Source organism: Priestia sp. P1_B12_1 (assembly GCF_056406695.1).
This window is the reverse complement of record NZ_JBFTZR010000001.1, coordinates 263,152-280,465: the sequence shown is the minus strand read 5'-3', so window position 1 is coordinate 280,465 and position 17,314 is coordinate 263,152. Positions and strand designations below refer to the sequence as shown.

Below are 17,314 nucleotides of genomic sequence, written 5' to 3'. Positions count from 1 at the left end.
GGCACGTTTTTTGCATATAAACTAATTGAAGAATTATTTAATATGAGAGGAAGATAAAAAATGAGTCAAACTTTTAGCAAAGTAGCAACAAATTTACCGGGAGAAAATGCAAAGCAATTATTAGATAGAAGACACCGTGCCATTCCGAAAGGTGTAAGTTATGGCATTCCGACATTTGCTGATACGGCTGAAGGGGCGATCGTTAAAGATGTCGATGGCAATACGTTTATTGATTTCGTAGGCGCAATTGGCACAATCAATGTAGGACACAGTCATCCAAAAGTAAAAGAAGCGCTTCACAAACAAGTAGACCGCTTTATTCACACAGGATTTAACGTAATGATGTATGAGTCATACGTAGAGCTTGCAGAAAGATTAGCAGCAATTGCGCCTGGTGAATTTGACAAGAAGGTATTACTTTTAAATAGCGGAGCAGAAGCTGTAGAAAACGCAGTGAAAATTGCTCGTAAATATACAAAGCGTCAAGGAATTATTTCCTTTAACCGCGGTTTCCATGGCCGTACATTAATGACAATGACAATGACAAGTAAAGTAAAACCATATAAATATGAATTTGGACCGTTTGCTCCTGAAGTATACAAAGCTCCATATCCTTATGAGTATCGCCGTCCACAAGGATTATCAGTTGAAGCATACGAAGATTTCATGATTACAGAATTTAAAAACTTCTTAAATACAGAAGTAGCACCGGAAACGATTGCAGCTGTTGTAATGGAGCCGATTCAAGGTGAAGGTGGCTTCATCGTTCCAGGTAAACGTTTTGTGCAAGAAGTGTATCAATTATGTAAAGAACACGGAATTTTATTTGTATCAGATGAAATTCAAGCAGGATTTGCACGTACGGGCCGCTACTTCGGTATTGAACATTTTGACGTTGAGCCTGATTTAATTACGGTATCAAAATCACTAGGAGCTGGCGTACCAATCAGCGGTGTCATTGGCCGTGCTGAAATCATGGATGAATCTAATCCTGGTGAGCTTGGCGGAACGTACTGCGGAAGTCCTCTTGGATGTGAAGCAGCCTTAGCTGTACTCGATATCATTGAAGAAGAAAAGCTAAACGAACGCGGTGAGTACCTTGGAAAAGTAGTAACATCACGATTTGAAAAACTAGCAGAAAAATATGACTGTATCGGTGATATTCGCGGATTAGGTGCTATGTCTGCTATCGAGCTTGTAAAAGATCGTGAAACAAAAGAAGCGGACAAGGAGCTTACACAGCGTATCGTAAAAGAAGCAAACAAGCGTGGATTATTACTGCTTAGCGCAGGAGTATTTGGAAACGTTCTTCGTATCTTAATGCCAATTGTTATTACGGATGAGCAGCTGGAAGAAGGCTTAGCTATTTTTGAAGCAGCACTAGAAGCAAGCGTGCAGCAAACGGTTGAAGTATAAGAGAAATTGAGGCATGAGTGAAGAGAGGGCTCTTCACTCATTCTTCATGAATCACAAAGAATGGGTATGTTTGGACACTCTATTTATAGATTTTTCATTTTCTGATAAAATAAAATAATAATTATTTTTTGACGAAAAGGTGATTCAAATGACCATTCATAAAAAGCATATTCAGCAAATTAACGACGAACTTTACGATATATTTGAGTCATCATTTGATGAAATCTTTGTAACTGATGCGAATGGATATGTGTTAGTTGTAAATTCAGAGTGTGAAAAAAACTATGCTTTGAAAGTGGAAGATTTTATTGGAAAGCACGTAAAAGAACTGCAGGAAATGGGTATTTTTTATCCTTCGGCCACGTTAAAAGTGATTGAATCCAATCAAGCGATTGAATTGGTTCAAAAAACAAACTCCGGCAGGTATCTTCATGTGCGGACAAGGCCGGTATTTACAAACGACGGTCATTTAAAAAGCGTTATTAGCTATTCACGAGATCTCACAGACTTGATGGAATTAAAACGAAAAGTAGAAGAGATGGAAGAACAGCTTGAAAACTATAAAAAAGAGTTAAACGAAGCCGTCGATTTAGAAGGCATCGTGACAAAAAGCGAAGCGATGAAAAAAGTTTTTTCAACCATTCAACGAGTTGCTTCTGTAAATACAACCGTTCTTTTACTTGGAGAAACAGGAGTAGGAAAAAGCAGAGTAGCAAAACTGCTTCACCAGCTTAGTACAAGAAAACAGCAGCCGTATCATGAACTTAACTGTGCAGCGCTACCTGAACAGCTTATTGAATCAGAGCTATTTGGCTATGAAGGCGGCACGTTCACTGGAGCATTTCGAGAAGGCAAAAAAGGGATCATTGAGCTTTCCAACGAAGGCACGCTTTTTCTAGATGAGATTGGTGAACTTTCTCTTTCAGCACAAAGTAAGTTGCTCCACGTGTTGCAAGACCGTACAATTCGTCCCGTGGGCTCAACAAGAGCAGTATCAATAGACGTACGAATCATTGCTGCTACGAATCAAAATCTAGAACAAATGGTGGAAGAAGGAAAGTTTAGACGTGATTTGTACTATCGGCTGAACGTAGTGCCGATCACCATTCCTCCTTTACGAGAGCGAAAAGAAGATATTCTGCCGCTTGTCTATCAGTTTCTTCACCATTTTAATACAGTATACGAACGTAATGTACGTTTATCACCAAAGGCGTTAGATGCGTTTTTAGGACAAGAATGGAAAGGAAACGTTCGTGAAGTGGAAAATATCATTGAGCGTCTGGTTGTTACAGGGGAAGAAATGATTACGCTTAAAGATTTGCCTTTTGCAAAAGAGTTTGCTATCGATCCACCTGTCCATACGCTTCCTGAAATGATTGAACATGTGGAAAAAGAGATGGTCATAAAGGCGTTTGAACAACATAGGTCGTCTTACAAAGTAGCGGAACAGCTTGGTATTAGCCAATCACAAGCGAGTCGTAAAATTCGAAAGTACGTTTCGGACAGCACAGAACACTGAGTAGATAAATTTAAGCAGGGAGTGAAGAAATATGAAGCAAGCAAACTTATATATTAACGGAGAATTTGTTTCAGCAAATGATACATACGAAGTGGTAAATCCAGCAACAAATGAAGTAGTGGCTACTGTTGCAAAAGGTGGAGAAAAAGAAGCGAAGCTAGCAGCAGATGCTGCCTATGAAGCGTTTCAAACATGGTCTAAAAAAACAGCAGAAGAGCGCGGTAAATTATTATTTAAATGGCATCAGCTGATCGAAGAACACACCGACGAACTTGCTGAAATAATGACAGTCGAGCAAGGCAAGCCTCTTAAAGAAGCAAAAGGTGAAATTGGCTATGCCAACGGATTCGTTTCATGGTACGCAGAAGAAGGAAAACGCATTTACGGAGAAACAATCCCAGCTTCTTCTCCTAATAAACGATTATTTGCTCATAAGCAGCCTGTGGGAGTCATGGCAGCTATTACACCTTGGAACTTCCCGGCAGCTATGATTACGCGTAAAGTAGCGCCAGCTTTAGCAGCTGGATGTACAGCGGTTATTAAACCGGCAGAACAAACGCCACTAACGGCTCTTCGACTAGCAGAGCTGGCACAGGAAGCGGGTATTCCAAAAGGCGTAATTAATGTAGTTACGGGAGATGCAAAAGCGATTGGAGAAGCGTGGCTTCAAGATGGACGCGTACGTAAACTATCGTTTACGGGCTCTACAGAAGTAGGTAAACTGCTAATGCGCGGAGCAGCTGATACGGTTAAAAAAGTGTCTTTAGAATTAGGCGGACACGCTCCGTTTATCGTAACAGCAAATGCTGATTTAGATAAAGCAGTAACAAATGCAATTGCTTCTAAATTCCGTAACGCTGGTCAAACATGCGTATGTACAAACCGCATCTACGTGCACGAATCTGTTGCTAAATCGTTCGCAGAGCAGTTTGCAGCGGCTGTTAGTCAGCTGAAAGTCGGAAACGGCTTAGAAGAAGGTACGGATATCGGACCTCTAATCGATGAAAAAGCGTTAGAAAAAGTAAAGCGCCACTTAGATGATGTTGTAGCAAAAGGAGGAAACGTCTTAACTGGAGGGGCTGTACGCGAAGAAGGAAGCGGACTTTTTGTTGAACCTACGGTTGTAGATGGTGCAACGGACGATATGCTTTGTATGTACGAAGAAACATTCGGGCCAATTGCTCCAATTGCGACGTATCAAACAGAAGAAGAAGTTATTCGCCGTGCAAATAACTCGCCTTATGGATTAGCAGCTTACGTGTTTACTGAAAATATTTCAGAAGCTATTCGTATTGCTGAAGCTTTAGAATATGGTATTGTAGGACTAAATGATGGACTACCTTCTACACCACAAGCGCCGTTTGGCGGCTTTAAAGAAAGTGGACTTGGACGTGAAGGCGGACATTACGGAATTGAAGAATATTTAGAAGTAAAATATATTTCTTTAGGCTTTTAACAAAAAGTGATTTCGCTTTCCTGCGAAATCACTTTTTTTAGTAATAGTACACGTGGGGAATTTGTGCATGGATTGATTGGAAATTCATGAATAAAAAACAAAATTCTTCTAGAGTACAGCATTCAAGATCTTCGCAATCGTGAGAGTTAAAAAAATCTTCAAGTATAGTTGCCTCAACGTCTTTAAATAACCAGTGGTGTTCAACATCCTCAAAATTGCCGCGATAAACCTCACTTAACCCATAGAAGTCGAATATATCTTCCAACTGCTTCTGTTGCATAGCCATCCCTCCTCTTCCTAGTATAAGAAAAAGAAAGAGATATTAAACAAGCCGTCATACTACTTTGTTTTTTTCATAAAATCTCGTATAGTTAATAGTAATGACAAGCAAAGGAGTTTCGGTATGTTTACATATATCACGTTATTTGGTTTTCTTGGATTCGCTGTGTATTCGAGTACGTGGATTTATTCTATTGTCAAAAAAGATGGAAGAGCAAAGAAAAATGGAAAGGGTACTCTTATTAGTTTTCTTGTGATGCTTATTGGGTTAGTCGGTCTGCAGCTTACGTAATCATAGATTATTTTGACATTTTTACCACCTTCACTTATAGTTAACGTTGGGCGAACATATGTGTGATTTTGTTCACAGTGCTTGCCTTAAGTTGAAAAAGAAAGAAGGTGGCATATTTGAGATATCACACACATATTGCAACATCGATTGCTGCCGGTGCCGGCGTGGCTATAACAGGAGACGCTTCGTTTACATTTCCTTATGTTGTAGGCATCGCGATTGGAGCACTGCTTCCTGATATTGATGAACCAAATTCATATATTGGTAGAAGATCTCTTGGTCTCGCAAAAATAATTAAATCTATTTTTGGACACCGAGGTATTACGCATTCTATTCTTGCAAGCGGACTTATTTTTTATTTACATACGATGTATGACAACGACTTTACATTAGGAATAGCCTATGGATACGCTTTTCATATTCTTGGAGATTTCTTTTCTAAACGAGGGGTACCTTTTTTCTCACCTCTTAGCAAGAAGAAGTTTAAGCCTCCTTTAACATATGAAACAGGTAGCGGAGCAGAGACGCTCATCTTTTACCTGGCAGTAATAGGAAGTTTCTATATGCTTTATAAGTATCAGCTGTACACTCAGCTGTTTTAAAGGAAGAAGAGGCTGGGACAACAGTATGTTAGCTGAGGTGAATGACGAACCATTGATCAAAATATTTGATCGGTGGTTCGTTTTTTATTGGAATGGTGAACGTAGGTCTTATCTGTTTAGTTGCTTCTAGCGGTTGATTGGAGGGCAAGGCGAAGACTCCTGCGGGAAAAGCAGACTAGATGAGACCCCGCAGGAGCCTAGCGGCGAGAAGGCTGATGGCCGCCCGCTGAAAGCGAAGCCTCGTACGGGTATCAGCAGTGGTGTAAAAAGCCATTTATACTAGAGCATTTATCTAATTTGTTTTAGACTTCCACTACGTAAAGTTCAGTCGTTTTTATAGGAAGGGTAATGGTAATACTTGTGCCGTCATTTTTTTCACTGGCTACATGAAAAAAACCATTATGTTCGTTAATAATTTTGTTGCAAATTGTTAGTCCTAGGCCTATTCCTCGTTCTTTTGTTGTATAAAAAGGCTCTCCTATATGAGGGATACGCTTTGAATCAATTCCACATCCATTGTCTTTTATCACAATACACAGCGTTTCTCTCGCTGATTTTTCAATCGATACCGCCAGCTTGCCGCCGCTTTCCATCGAATCAATGGCATTTTGTATAACATGAATAAATACTTGGGTTAGCTGTGTTTTTTGTCCACTAACGAGCAGGGGATGTTCTTTTGGATAATGACGAATGATGTGGATGTTTTTGACTCCAGTAGCCGGTTCAAATTGTTTTAATACCTCATCTAACAAGTCGGTAATAACAAGGTTGTCTGTATATACGTACTCTTGTTTAGCTAAACTCATAAACTCTGAGATGATATGTTCAATTTGTGAAAGTTCATGCTGAATGAGATCTCGATAAATCATTGTTTTTTTCGGCTGCTGTGTCTCACTGAACAGTTGTATAAACCCTTTAATGGTTGTTAAAGGATTTCTAACCTCGTGTGCGATACTTGCAGCAAGGTGACCAATGACAGAAAGTTTTTCTGAATTTCGGATCTTTTTCTCTGCTTGTCTTTTTTCTGTTACGTCTCGTGAGACAAATACAAATCCTTCGATTTCTCCGGTGGATGTAATAATTGGAGCGCCTTTACATTCTAATAAAACGATGGTGCCGTTCACGTGAAACTTTCGATATTCAAATGTGGAAGCATCTTTTGTTTTGCTCATGTTAGCTAAAATAGTCGAGATTATGTGTTTATCTTCGGGATACGCATTGATAAGCACATGTTGTCCAATAAGCTCATCAGGATAAACGCCTAACGTTTTAGCGTAAGAAGGAGAAGCGTATTCATAAATGCCATCTTCAGTAATAGCACATACTAAATCATGGGTATGAGATAAAATAGCTTGATGCTTTGGTTCATTGTCATCCGTAATGATTCGATCTTTTAATGGATAAAAAAGCTGATCTTCTTGGTTCGTGAAGGTGTGCCGAACTTGAGTGCCGCACATTCTGCAAAAATTATAATCTTCCTTATAGTTACAAGAAGGACAAACGGGCATCGAATCACTCCAATCAGATCTATGCAATGAGAGAGTTCTCAAGCATATATAATCATTATTATATATTCAAATTATAGGAAAAAATATGAAAAATCAAATGTGCTATATGGAGGGGAATAGGGCTTGAAAACCCTATAAAAAGATTTCAAATACATGTTTTTAGTTGTAAATAGATGAGAAAGGGAATTTTTTACACGTTTAAAAAATTCAGCACATCAAATAAGAGGCGTGATTTACCTCTTATTTGATATGCTGATAATGCTCTAGCGCTCGCTCTCTAGCTGCTTTATGATCGACAATTGGAGTCGGGTATGTTTTATTAAGTGTAACGTTTGCTTTTTCTAATACGTCTGCTGGGGCCTCCCAAGGTTTATGAATATAAGAAGAAGGAATATCCTTAAGCTCTGGAAGCCACTTTTTAATATATTCTCCTTCTTTATCAAATTTTTCTGATTGAGTAATTGGATTAAAAATACGAAAATATGGCGCGGCGTCTGCTCCTGAGCCTGCAACCCACTGCCAGCCCATTGTGTTATTAGCTAAATCTGCGTCTACTAAGGTATCAAAAAACCAATTGGCTCCGTGTTTCCAATGAATTAAAAGGTGCTTTACTAAAAAGGAAGCAGCTACCATTCGAACTCGATTGTGCATAAACCCTGTTTCCCACAGTTCCCGCATTCCGGCATCGACAAGGGGATAGCCGGTTTTTCCATTTTTCCAAGCTTGAAGCTCTTCATTGCCCTCAGCCCACTGAAATTGCTTGAATTTTTCATTAAGCGGTTCACTTATAGTGTGCGGGAAATGATAAAGCAGCTGATAAGCAAAATCTCTCCATATAAGTTGACGAATAAACATTTCAGCTTGCTGTTCAAAAGCATCGGAACCCACTTTTTCAGCTTTAGTTCTCAAATAATGATAAAGGACTCGAGCTGAGAGCTGTCCTGTAGCAAAATAAGGAGATAGAAACGAATTTAATGCTTCAGCAGGAAAATCTCGTCCTTTTTCATAATGAAGCATCTTATTCTTTAAAAACGTTTTGAAGACATCAATAGCGCCTTTTTCCGTAGCTTCCCACGTCGACTTAATCGTTTCATCCCACGGTATGCTTGGAAGCAAATCGAGATCTGAGACTGAAAGGGATTCAACCGGTTTAGAGGAGGCCTGTATAGAAGTAACTTTTTTTACAGAAGAAGATACGGAATGTTTTTGAGAAGCTTTATAATAAGCTGTAAATACTTTATAAGGATCTCCATTTTCTTTTGTGATTTTCCAAGGTTCATGAAGGAGAAATCCCTCAAATGTGCGAATATTTATTTGTTGCTTTGAAAAAAAAGCTTGAAGCTCTTTATCTCTTTTTAGCGCATGTGGTTCATAGCGTCTATTCCAATAAATATCTTGTGCATTTGTTTCATGGAGTAATTTTTGCAACACATCTTTAGGGTTTCCTTTTTGTACAACCAGCGTTCCTTTTATTTTTTCGATTGAGGTTTTAAAGTCATTCAGCGCATGGTGAAGCCACCATTTACTTGCACTTCCCATTGAGCTTTCTTCATAGTCGTCATGGATATAAACAGGTACAACCATTCCTTCTTTAGCTGCTTGAAATAGAGCTGGGTTATCAACCAGCCGAAAATCTTTTCGAATCCATACGATAATGGTTTTATTCATCATGTGCCACCTTTCTATCTGCAATTTGCCTCGATTATAGCTTTTTTCTTATACGTTCTACAATTTTGAATGTGTAGAAGGCCTATTTTCTTATGGACGAATTTCAGATTGATGGTAAAAAGAATAACGTAAACAGAGTAAGAGAATGGGAAGGAGCCCTTAAAAATGAGAAATTCGTATGGAATGAAACAAACCGGACAACCGATATCCAATCCATATATGCAAGCAGCACCTAAACCTGCTAAAATGCCGCCTATGCCTTCTGCAAAAGAAATGCAGGCAATGCCAATGCCGGTGCAAGAAGGCGCAAATCAAATGCCAATGCACGGAGAAATGCCGCAGATGAAAGATGCAATGCCTTCGATGCATGGAGGAATGAATCAAATGCCAATGCAAGGCGGAATGCCGCCGATGGAAAAAGAAATGAATCAAATGCCAATGTACGGAGAGCTACCGCCAATGCATGAAGGAATGGGTCAAATGCCGATGCACGGAGGAATGCCGCCAATGCATGGAGGAATGGGTCAAATGCCGATGCAAGGAGGGATGCCGCCAATGCACGGAGGAATGTGCCAAATGCCGATGCACGGGGGAATGGGTCAAATGCCGATGCAAGGTGGAATGGCGCCAATGCACGGAGGAATGGGTCAAATGCCAATGCACGGAGGAATGGGTCAAATGCCGATGCACGGAGGAATGGCGCCAATGTACGGAGGAATGGGTCAAATGCCGATGCAAGGTGGAATGGCGCCAATGCACGGGGGAATGGGGCAGATGCCGATGCATGATTGCGGATGCCGCGATTTCTCAGCACCGGTTGGTCACCAGCCGCCTCATTCTTTAAATGATTGGATGTTCATGCAACAACCAAATCCACGTTCTTTTTAATAAACCCTTTACCCTAGATAAAAGGGATGTATTTTTGAATCTTTAGTATAAATATAGAATTTTATTAATTGAAACGTCATGAGAAAAAGAATAGTTCTTACTCTTTTTCCATGACATTCAATTTTTTGAAAATATTAATCACATCTTTTGGGTGTTTTCTTACATAAGAGAGTTTGGTAGAGTTTTTTAAGTATAAATACAGGGAAAAGAAGGCAAAAGCTCTATATTAAAGGGGAAAGGGTGTTTTTAGAATGATATTAGAAGTCACAGCTGCAACCTTACATGATGCTAAAGTTGCCCAGGAACATGGTGCCGATCGTATAAGCCTTGTAACTGGAATCGGTGAAGGCGGCTTAACCCCAAGCTACGGTTTGATGAAAAAAGTGAAAGAAACGATACATATTCCAATATTTGTGATGATTCGTCCACATAATCAATCTTTTCAATATGATGAAGACGATTTGCAAACAATGATTGAAGATATTCACTATGCAAGAGAAATTGGCATTGATGGAATTGAAATTGGCTGTTTAACGGAAGACAAAATTATTGATGAGCAAGCTTTAAAGCGACTGCTGGATGCGGCAGGAGAAATGAATGTAACGTTCCACTTGGCATTTGATGAAATCAGTGATCAAGAAAAGGCGCTTGAAACGCTTTTAAGCTATAAGCAAATTCAGCGTGTCATGACTTCAGGAGCGGATAAAAGTGCACTAAACGGTATTCCTCATATTAAAAAACTGTTACGAAGAATGAAAGATAAAGATATCATTTTAATCGGGACAAAAGGGCTGAAACCTGAAAATCTTCAAGCGTTCTTATCCGTTACTCCCGTGAAAGAAATTCGTATTGGTTCAGGGGTTCGAGTGAATTGTCAATATACGAAACCGCTTGACCCAAGGAGTGTAAAAGCTGCAAAAGAAACGATGAATAAGCAAAAGTAACAGAAGTGCTACAAGAAATTGTAGCACTTTTTTATTTGGAAATAGAAAGGGACTTATTACATAGTTTTCCCTAATTGGAAAACATCATAAAAACCTTTGAATCCTTGATACATAAGAGAAATGCTGTGTTTTCCCGACTTTAGAGTGAAGTAGGAATAATTTCATATTTTCAGAATAATCATTGACAGTGATAATCATTATCATTTATTGTTGTAATTGTTAATGAAAATCATTATCAATTGAAAAAACAGGAGGATATGATATGTCAACGTCAACGAAACAACTTACATCAAACGAAATGCTGCTTGCTATGCAAAATGAACGTGAATCCAATGCAAGGTCTTATCCTAGACGCCTTCCTATTGCAATTAAACAAGCAAAAGGCGCTGTGATTACGGATATGGATGGAAAAGAGTATATTGATTGTTTAGCCGGAGCCGGTACACTTGCTCTAGGTCATAACCATCCCGTAGTTCATGAAGCAATTCAAGACGTTTTAGCAAAATCTATTCCTTTACATACATTAGATTTAACAACGCCTGTGAAAGAAGCTTTTATCGATGAAGTATTCGCTAGTTTACCAGAAAACTTTGCAAATAAAGCGAAAATCCAATTTTGCGGTCCAACTGGAGGAGACGCGATTGAAGCGGCTTTGAAGCTTGTAAAAACAGCAACAGGCAACCGAACGATTTTATCTTTTCAAGGGGGATATCACGGCTCCACGCACGGCACGTTAAGCATCAGCGGTACAACGAGTCCCAAAAAACACATTCATGCGCTAGTACCCGATACACATTTTCTACCTTATCCATATGAATACCGCTGCCCATTTGGGGTAGGTGCTGAAGGTCACACGTACATTAGTACATACATTGAAAATATGCTGGATGATCCTGAAAGCGGAATTGTTACTCCGGCGGGTGTTGTAGTAGAAATTGTACAAGGAGAAGGAGGCTCTGTTCCGGCGCCGATTCCATGGTTAAAAGAGCTTCGCAGAATCACAAAAGAACGAAACATTCCACTTATTGTAGATGAAGTTCAAACTGGAATTGGACGAACAGGAAAGCTGTATGCATTTGAGCACGCTGATATTGAACCGGATGTATTAGTACTATCTAAAGCAATTGGAGGCAGCCTTCCTTTATCAGTCGTTCTGTATGATAAAAGGCTGGATCAATGGGAAGCGGGTGCACATATCGGCACCTTTAGAGGAAATCAGCTTGCGATGGCTACAGGACAAGCCACTCTGCAATTTATAAAACAAGAAAACTTACCTGCACATGCTCATGAATTAGGAGCTTATATTCAGAGTCAGCTAAAACATATTCAAAAGCAAGTACTTTCAATTGGCGATGTACGCGGAAGAGGTTTAATGCTGGGCGTTGAAATCATAGACGCAACAAAGCCGGCTAATAAAATCGGCAGTCATCCTGCAAACGGTGAGTTAGCTAAGCTGATTCAAAAAGAATGTTTCGACAGAGGCGTCATTTTAGAAGTGGGCGGAAGACATGGTGCTGTTATTCGTCTGCTTCCTCCATTAATTTTAACGAAACAACAAACCGATGAAGTGTTAACGAGATTTGAAGAAGCGATAAAAGCAGCAGAAGAGAAGTGGGTGAATAAATAAAATGGCGCCGTTTGAAAAGTGGTTTTTATCATCATCCAAAGAAAGCCTCGAGAATTATGAAGCGATGATAGGCGGAATGACAGAGATGATTAAACGTCACTACCATACACTAAAAGCCCCTTATACTCACATAGACATTCACGAACTATCGAACTTAGTCAATCGCTCGGTCTATTTTAGCGAACACGAACAGCCGCTAGAAGATCTGTTTGATGACGTACAAGCTGTAGTGATGGATCATTCGCTTCATATTTCGCATCCCGGGGCAATGGCACACTTGCATTGCCCTCCGATTATACCGGCCCTTGCTGCGGAAGTGATGATTTCTGCTTTGAATCAATCTATGGACTCGTGGGATCAAAGTCCGGCAGCTACGTATATAGAAGATCAAGTGATTGATGAATTAACACAACAAATTGGTTATCCAAGCTCTGCTTCCGGCGCTTTTACAAGCGGAGGGACTCAGTCGAATTATATGGGACTTCTGCTTGCTCGTAATGAGTATTGTCATGCTGCATTTTCAATTGATGTTAGTGAAGAAGGTTTACCGCTCCAAGCTAAAAAACTGCGGATTTTCTGCTCGGAAAAAGCCCACTTTACGGTGCAGCAATCTGCAGCTCAGCTTGGACTGGGCATGAATGCAGTGGTGAGTGTAAAGTGCAATGAAAGGCACGAGATGGATATAGAAAATTTAGAAGAAGCAATACGGGAAGTCAAAGCACAGGGAAACCTTCCTTTTGCTGTTGTAGCAACGGCAGGTACGACGGATTTTGGAAGCGTAGACCCTCTTTTTGAAATAAGTGCATTAGCTAAAAAAGAAGGGCTTTGGCTTCATGCTGACGCCGCTTATGGAGGAGCGCTGCTGTTTTCACATAAATATCGTAAACGCTTAAAAGCTCTTGAACGAGCAGATTCTATTACGATGGATTTTCATAAGTGGTTTTATCAGCCGGTAAGCTGCGGGGCATTTTTGCTGAAGAATTCAGCTATGTTCAAACACATTCAGCTTCATGCCGATTATCTAAATCCTGAAGAAGATGAGCATGTACATTTGGTAGATCGCAGTATTCAAACGACCAAACGATTTGACGCCTTGAAGCTATGGCTGACTTTCCGTGCAGTAGGTACAAATGAGTATGGGAAAATGGTTGATCATACGATTGAAACGGCTAAGCAAACAGCTGAACATTTACGAAAGCAAAGGAATATTGCGGTGTTAAATGATCCTTATCTGAACGCGGTTGTATTTCGCTATGTGCCAGATACTTTATATGGTGATTGTCAAAAACAGCAGCATTATGAAAATAAGTTGAATCAGCGTATTCAGCAGCACTTATACGAAAAAGGCACTTTTATCATGGCAAAAACCAAGCACAAAGAGCAGGCATATTTAAAGCTAACGATGTTAAATCCTATGATTACAGTTGATTCTGTTGCCACTCAGTTAGAGGAAGTCGTGGCTTTAGGAAAAGAGTTGGAGAAAAAGGAGGAACGATTACGTGAACGCTCAGTTATCGGCTAATTTTATTACGATGCAAAATATTATTAATTGCTATATTCGAGAAACAGGTAAGGGAGTATGGCAGTCCGTTTCAGAAATAAAAAGCGAGGAAACGCTCGTTCTTAGACTAGAAAAACAGCCGGTAACTCTTTACTTTCCAGTAAAGTACCGTTCAGCTACCGGACGTCACTTGTTCTTTCCGGTCTTTTATTATCGCATTCAGAAAGAGGAGCTCAAGGAGTTAGATGTCGTCACTCTTTTGGCCTTTCTTTTAAAAGAAGTAACAGATCATTTACTACAGGTAAATGAGCTAATTGTACGTGTGCTACTAAGCTATGAAAATATGAAATTGTTCATTGAAAAAAGACAGAAAGAGTTAGAAACGTGCTATAAATGGGACAAAACGTTCTTAGAATCTGAGCAGTCATTGCTTATTGGCCACCAGCTGCATCCGACACCTAAAAGCCGTCAAGGGATATTACCTGAAGAAGAAGAGGTGTTTGGGCCTGAAGTGAACGGCAAATTTCAGCTTCATTATTTTAAAGCACATAAATCGCTTGTTGCAGAGCAGTCCGCCGGGAGTCAAACCACATCACAGCTTATTAAAGAGCAGTTGAAAAAAGATAAGAGGGTTTCTGAAGAATTCATACAGTCGCATTGCCAAGCGGACGACTATTCACTTATACCTATGCATCCGCTGCAAGCTCGTTATCTTTTAGGAAAAGAAGAAGTGTGTGAATGGATTCAAAAAGGCAGGCTTGCTTATCTAGGGCCACATGGTCAGCCGTTTTATCCGACTTCGTCTGTTCGAACCGTATACAGTGAAGATGCAGATGTAATGTACAAATTTTCTATTCCGGTGAAGATTACGAATTCACTGAGAGTGAATAAACGTAAAGAATTAAGCAGAGGTGTAGAAGTGAGTCGTTTATTGCAAAAGGGATTACAGGCTGAGCTTCAAGAAAATCATCCGGCTTTTCAAGTGATTGAAGACCCTGCTTACATCACGCTTGGAACAAAGGAGCTTGGGTTTGAAGTCATGGTTCGAAGCAACCCTTTTCAAGGTGAGCATGGGAACCGTACAACGCTCTTAGCAAGTTTATGTCAAGATCACGTGTTTGGGAAAGCTTCTCAAATTGAAAATATTATTAATCATATTGTTTCAAATGAAAATAGCACGAATGAAGACATAAGCAAGCGCTGGTTTAAACGCTATTTAGATGTTTCTTTTCATCCTATGATGTGGCTTTACACTCAAAAAGGAATTGCGCTGGAAGCTCATCAGCAAAATTCCGTTATTAAACTTGATGAAAACGGATATCCATCGATGTTTTACTACCGTGACAACCAAGGCTATTACTTTATGAAATCAAAGGAACAAGAGCTTCGCAAGCTGCTTTCTTCCTTAAACGGAGAAAGCGATACGGTATGTGATGACGCTGTAGCAGAAGAAAGATTTCGTTATTACGTATTATTTAATCATATTTTAGGATTAGTTAATGCTTTTGGGGCAGCTGGCCTCGTTCAAGAGTCAGATCTGCTATTGATTCTGCGACAAGAAATCGAGATGTACACAGAAAAAGATCATACGAGGCTTGTTTCATCGATGTTAGAAGAGAAAGTGCTTCCTTGCAAAGCCAATTTCTTAACGCGCGTTCATGATATGGATGAGCTGGTAGGCTCTCTTGAAACGCAGTCTGTTTATGTAAATGTTGAAAATCCTCTGTACGAATCTGCAGGTGTACGGGTATGAAATCGGCATTACAAGCGCAGTATCCTTTTATGATTCAGCAAAAGGAGCAGAGCATCACCTTTCGCTCTGTTTCTTTTGCAAAAGATTTCGAACGGCTGTACAAGTGGATGCATGAACCGCATGTTATTCCGTATTGGAATTTAAATATTTCAAAACAGGCGTATGAGCAGCATTTAAAAACATTTCTCGCTGATTCCCATCAAAAACTGCTAATTGGAGAAATTGACGGTGTACCTATGAGCTATTGGGAATCTTATACGGTTGAAGGCGATATTATCAGTAACTATTACCCTTATGAAAAAGGAGATCAAGGGATTCATTTATTAATTGGAGAACCTGATTTTTTAGGAAAAGGCTATATTTATCCGCTCCTTCTTAGTTTACTAAAGCACAAGTTCGAGGTAGCAGATACTGCTAAAGTAATAGCGGAACCAGATATACGTAATGAAAAGATGATTGCAGTATTTAAAAAATGCGGGTTTCAATTTATGAAAGAAGTGTCGCTTCCTGATAAAACAGGCGTACTGCTGAAATGTGAAAGAAAAGTATTTGAAAGAAGGTGGAGCGAATGGAACAACGGGACATTTTAGACGTAATTGGAGTAGGAGTTGGTCCATTTAATTTAGGATTAGCAGCTTTAATTGATAAAACAGATTGTACATATAAATGTTTTGAACGAAAAAATGAGTTTAATTGGCATCCAGGAATGCTTTTAGAAGGGACAACTCTTCAAGTTCCGTTTATGGCAGACGTGGTCACGATGGTGGATCCGAAAAGTCCATACACGTTCTTAAATTATTTGCATGAGCATGAGCGCTTATATCAGTTTTATTTCTTTGAGAAGTTTCATATCCCAAGAAACGAATACAATCACTATTGCCGCTGGGTAGCAAGCCAGCTGAGCGGGCTTGAATTTAACAGCACAGTAAAAGAAGTCAAAATGTATGAAGATGCTAAACCATACTACGAAGTAATAGTTGAAAAAGAAGGAAAGCTTCATACCTATTACAGCTATCATCTTGTAACCGGAGTAGGTACACAGCCCGTAGTGCCAAGAGACTTTCAATCAGTAGCCAGCGATACGTTCTATCACTCCGCTCATTATAAAATGAATCGTGAACAAACGCTGAAGGCTAAAAGTATAACCGTAATTGGCTCGGGTCAAAGCGCAGCTGAAATTGTCTATGACTTACTTCAACAGCAGCCTGAATTTGATTACAAGCTAAATTGGTATACGCGCTCAAAAGGGTTTTATCCTATGGAGTATTCAAAGCTTGGCCTTGAACATTTTTCACCGGATTATACCCGCTATTTTTATAGATTGCCTCAAGAGAAAAAAGAGAGCGTTTTACAAAATCAAGCTCTTCTGTATAAAGGAATAAGCTTTGAAACGATCGGTGATATTTATGAGTTGATTTACGAACGAACGATTGGCGGGAAAGAAGTGCCGCTAACAATGCGCGCGCTTACGGAACTTGCAGGCGTTGAAAAGACAAACGACACACATCTTCTTACTCTTCACCAATACGAGCAGGACTCGTTTGAAAAAGAAGAAAGTGAAATTGTCATTATGGCTACTGGCTATCATGCAAAAGAGCCTGCTTTTATGGAAGGTTTAAAAGAACATTTGCTATTCGATGAAAAAGGACAGCTGAAAATTAGCGAATCCTATCAAGTTGAGATGAAGAAAAAAGGCGCTCCGCTATTTGTTCAAAACGGAGAGCTTCATACACACGGGGTTGGAGCACCAGACTTAGGTTTAGGCGCTTATCGAAATGCTGTCTTGATTAATCAAATTGCAGGTGAAAACGTGTACAAAATATATAAAAATACTGTCTTCCAAAAGTTTGGATTTTAAGAG

At 39.7% G+C, this 17,314-nt stretch carries 16 protein-coding genes; 13 read left to right on the top strand and 3 right to left on the bottom strand.

Annotated elements, in window-relative coordinates:
• Window positions 1–60: 60 nt before the first annotated feature.
• The 3 genes from gabT (at window position 61) to AC1D0Y_RS01510 (ending at window position 4,391) form a co-directional block, all read left to right on the top strand.
• Window positions 61–1,416: a 4-aminobutyrate--2-oxoglutarate transaminase gene (gene gabT / locus AC1D0Y_RS01520; RefSeq protein WP_014458523.1), complete on the top strand. Its 1,356-nt coding sequence runs from the start codon at window positions 61–63 to the stop codon at window positions 1,414–1,416.
• Between the two features lie 148 nt (window positions 1,417–1,564).
• Complete coding sequence (locus AC1D0Y_RS01515) at window positions 1,565–2,935, top strand: sigma-54 interaction domain-containing protein (protein ID WP_060746012.1); 1,371 nt, start codon at window positions 1,565–1,567, stop codon at window positions 2,933–2,935.
• 31 nt (window positions 2,936–2,966) lie between these two features.
• A complete protein-coding gene (locus AC1D0Y_RS01510) occupies window positions 2,967–4,391 on the top strand; it encodes an NAD-dependent succinate-semialdehyde dehydrogenase (protein WP_060746013.1) in 1,425 nt (474 codons plus the stop codon).
• Between the two features lie 37 nt (window positions 4,392–4,428).
• Here the strand turns inward: AC1D0Y_RS01510 and AC1D0Y_RS01505 are convergent, their stop codons facing one another.
• On the bottom strand, window positions 4,429–4,671 hold the full coding sequence (locus AC1D0Y_RS01505; protein WP_028410878.1) for a hypothetical protein: 243 nt from the start codon (window positions 4,669–4,671) through the stop codon (window positions 4,429–4,431).
• A 123-nt stretch (window positions 4,672–4,794) separates the two neighbouring features.
• Here AC1D0Y_RS01505 and AC1D0Y_RS01500 point away from each other — a divergent pair, with 123 nt between their 5' ends.
• The 3 genes from AC1D0Y_RS01500 (at window position 4,795) to AC1D0Y_RS01490 (ending at window position 5,847) form a co-directional block, all read left to right on the top strand.
• Window positions 4,795–4,962 carry a hypothetical protein gene (locus AC1D0Y_RS01500; RefSeq protein ID WP_014458527.1) on the top strand — a complete coding sequence of 56 codons (168 nt, stop codon included), beginning with the start codon at window positions 4,795–4,797 and terminating at the stop codon, window positions 4,960–4,962.
• Window positions 4,963–5,078: 116 nt separating this feature from the next.
• Window positions 5,079–5,564, top strand: coding sequence for a metal-dependent hydrolase (locus tag AC1D0Y_RS01495; RefSeq protein ID WP_025750238.1), 486 nt, complete (start codon window positions 5,079–5,081; stop codon window positions 5,562–5,564).
• 133 nt (window positions 5,565–5,697) lie between these two features.
• Entirely contained in the window at window positions 5,698–5,847 is a 150-nt protein-coding gene (locus tag AC1D0Y_RS01490) for a hypothetical protein (RefSeq protein ID WP_477707308.1), read from the top strand.
• A gap of 19 nt (window positions 5,848–5,866) precedes the next feature.
• Here AC1D0Y_RS01490 and AC1D0Y_RS01485 read toward each other — a convergent pair whose 3' ends face one another.
• Window positions 5,867–7,072 carry an ATP-binding protein gene (locus tag AC1D0Y_RS01485; protein ID WP_028410879.1) on the bottom strand — a complete coding sequence of 402 codons (1,206 nt, stop codon included), beginning with the start codon at window positions 7,070–7,072 and terminating at the stop codon, window positions 5,867–5,869.
• 240 nt (window positions 7,073–7,312) lie between these two features.
• The gene (locus AC1D0Y_RS01480) at window positions 7,313–8,740 is read right to left on the bottom strand and encodes a cryptochrome/photolyase family protein (RefSeq protein WP_098331931.1); all 1,428 of its coding nucleotides are present in this window, start codon (window positions 8,738–8,740) and stop codon (window positions 7,313–7,315) included.
• A 165-nt stretch (window positions 8,741–8,905) separates the two neighbouring features.
• Between AC1D0Y_RS01480 and AC1D0Y_RS01475 the strand changes: the two genes are divergently transcribed.
• The 7 genes from AC1D0Y_RS01475 to AC1D0Y_RS01445 all read left to right on the top strand — a co-directional run bounded on the left by AC1D0Y_RS01475 (window position 8,906) and on the right by AC1D0Y_RS01445 (window position 17,311).
• Window positions 8,906–9,628 carry a hypothetical protein gene (locus AC1D0Y_RS01475; RefSeq protein WP_477707307.1) on the top strand — a complete coding sequence of 241 codons (723 nt, stop codon included), beginning with the start codon at window positions 8,906–8,908 and terminating at the stop codon, window positions 9,626–9,628.
• A gap of 251 nt (window positions 9,629–9,879) precedes the next feature.
• A complete protein-coding gene (locus tag AC1D0Y_RS01470) occupies window positions 9,880–10,572 on the top strand; it encodes a copper homeostasis protein CutC (protein ID WP_014458532.1) in 693 nt (230 codons plus the stop codon).
• 262 nt (window positions 10,573–10,834) lie between these two features.
• The gene (locus AC1D0Y_RS01465) at window positions 10,835–12,199 is read left to right on the top strand and encodes an aspartate aminotransferase family protein (RefSeq protein WP_028410883.1); all 1,365 of its coding nucleotides are present in this window, start codon (window positions 10,835–10,837) and stop codon (window positions 12,197–12,199) included.
• A 1-nt stretch (window position 12,200) separates the two neighbouring features.
• Window positions 12,201–13,721, top strand: coding sequence for a pyridoxal phosphate-dependent decarboxylase family protein (locus AC1D0Y_RS01460; protein WP_028410884.1), 1,521 nt, complete (start codon window positions 12,201–12,203; stop codon window positions 13,719–13,721).
• Window positions 13,699–15,453, top strand: a complete 1,755-nt coding sequence (locus AC1D0Y_RS01455; RefSeq protein WP_477707306.1) for an IucA/IucC family protein — start codon at window positions 13,699–13,701, stop codon at window positions 15,451–15,453. The genes AC1D0Y_RS01460 and AC1D0Y_RS01455 overlap by 23 nt, the downstream gene beginning before the upstream one ends.
• A complete protein-coding gene (locus AC1D0Y_RS01450; protein ID WP_253351797.1) occupies window positions 15,450–16,043 on the top strand; it encodes a GNAT family N-acetyltransferase in 594 nt (197 codons plus the stop codon). Before AC1D0Y_RS01455 ends, AC1D0Y_RS01450 begins: the two co-directional genes overlap by 4 nt.
• Window positions 16,022–17,311 (top strand): lysine N(6)-hydroxylase/L-ornithine N(5)-oxygenase family protein, encoded by a 1,290-nt coding sequence (locus AC1D0Y_RS01445; protein WP_272766977.1) that lies wholly within the window; start codon window positions 16,022–16,024, stop codon window positions 17,309–17,311. Before AC1D0Y_RS01450 ends, AC1D0Y_RS01445 begins: the two co-directional genes overlap by 22 nt.
• Window positions 17,312–17,314: the final 3 nt, after the last annotated feature.

Excerpts from the sequence above, each read along its gene's own strand:
- AC1D0Y_RS01505 (WP_028410878.1), bottom strand. The coding sequence starts at position 4,671 with ATGCAACAGAAGCAGTTGGAAGATATATTCGACTTCTATGGGTTAAGT.
- AC1D0Y_RS01485 (WP_028410879.1), bottom strand. The coding sequence starts at position 7,072 with ATGCCCGTTTGTCCTTCTTGTAACTATAAGGAAGATTATAATTTTTGC.
- AC1D0Y_RS01470 (WP_014458532.1), top strand. The coding sequence starts at position 9,880 with ATGATATTAGAAGTCACAGCTGCAACCTTACATGATGCTAAAGTTGCC.
- AC1D0Y_RS01510 (WP_060746013.1), top strand. The coding sequence starts at position 2,967 with ATGAAGCAAGCAAACTTATATATTAACGGAGAATTTGTTTCAGCAAAT.
- AC1D0Y_RS01465 (WP_028410883.1), top strand. The coding sequence starts at position 10,835 with ATGTCAACGTCAACGAAACAACTTACATCAAACGAAATGCTGCTTGCT.
- AC1D0Y_RS01460 (WP_028410884.1), top strand. The coding sequence starts at position 12,201 with ATGGCGCCGTTTGAAAAGTGGTTTTTATCATCATCCAAAGAAAGCCTC.
- AC1D0Y_RS01475 (WP_477707307.1), top strand. The coding sequence starts at position 8,906 with ATGAGAAATTCGTATGGAATGAAACAAACCGGACAACCGATATCCAAT.
- AC1D0Y_RS01445 (WP_272766977.1), top strand. The coding sequence starts at position 16,022 with ATGGAACAACGGGACATTTTAGACGTAATTGGAGTAGGAGTTGGTCCA.
- AC1D0Y_RS01450 (WP_253351797.1), top strand. The coding sequence starts at position 15,450 with ATGAAATCGGCATTACAAGCGCAGTATCCTTTTATGATTCAGCAAAAG.
- AC1D0Y_RS01480 (WP_098331931.1), bottom strand. The coding sequence starts at position 8,740 with ATGAATAAAACCATTATCGTATGGATTCGAAAAGATTTTCGGCTGGTT.
- AC1D0Y_RS01500 (WP_014458527.1), top strand. The coding sequence starts at position 4,795 with ATGTTTACATATATCACGTTATTTGGTTTTCTTGGATTCGCTGTGTAT.
- gabT (WP_014458523.1), top strand. The coding sequence starts at position 61 with ATGAGTCAAACTTTTAGCAAAGTAGCAACAAATTTACCGGGAGAAAAT.
- AC1D0Y_RS01515 (WP_060746012.1), top strand. The coding sequence starts at position 1,565 with ATGACCATTCATAAAAAGCATATTCAGCAAATTAACGACGAACTTTAC.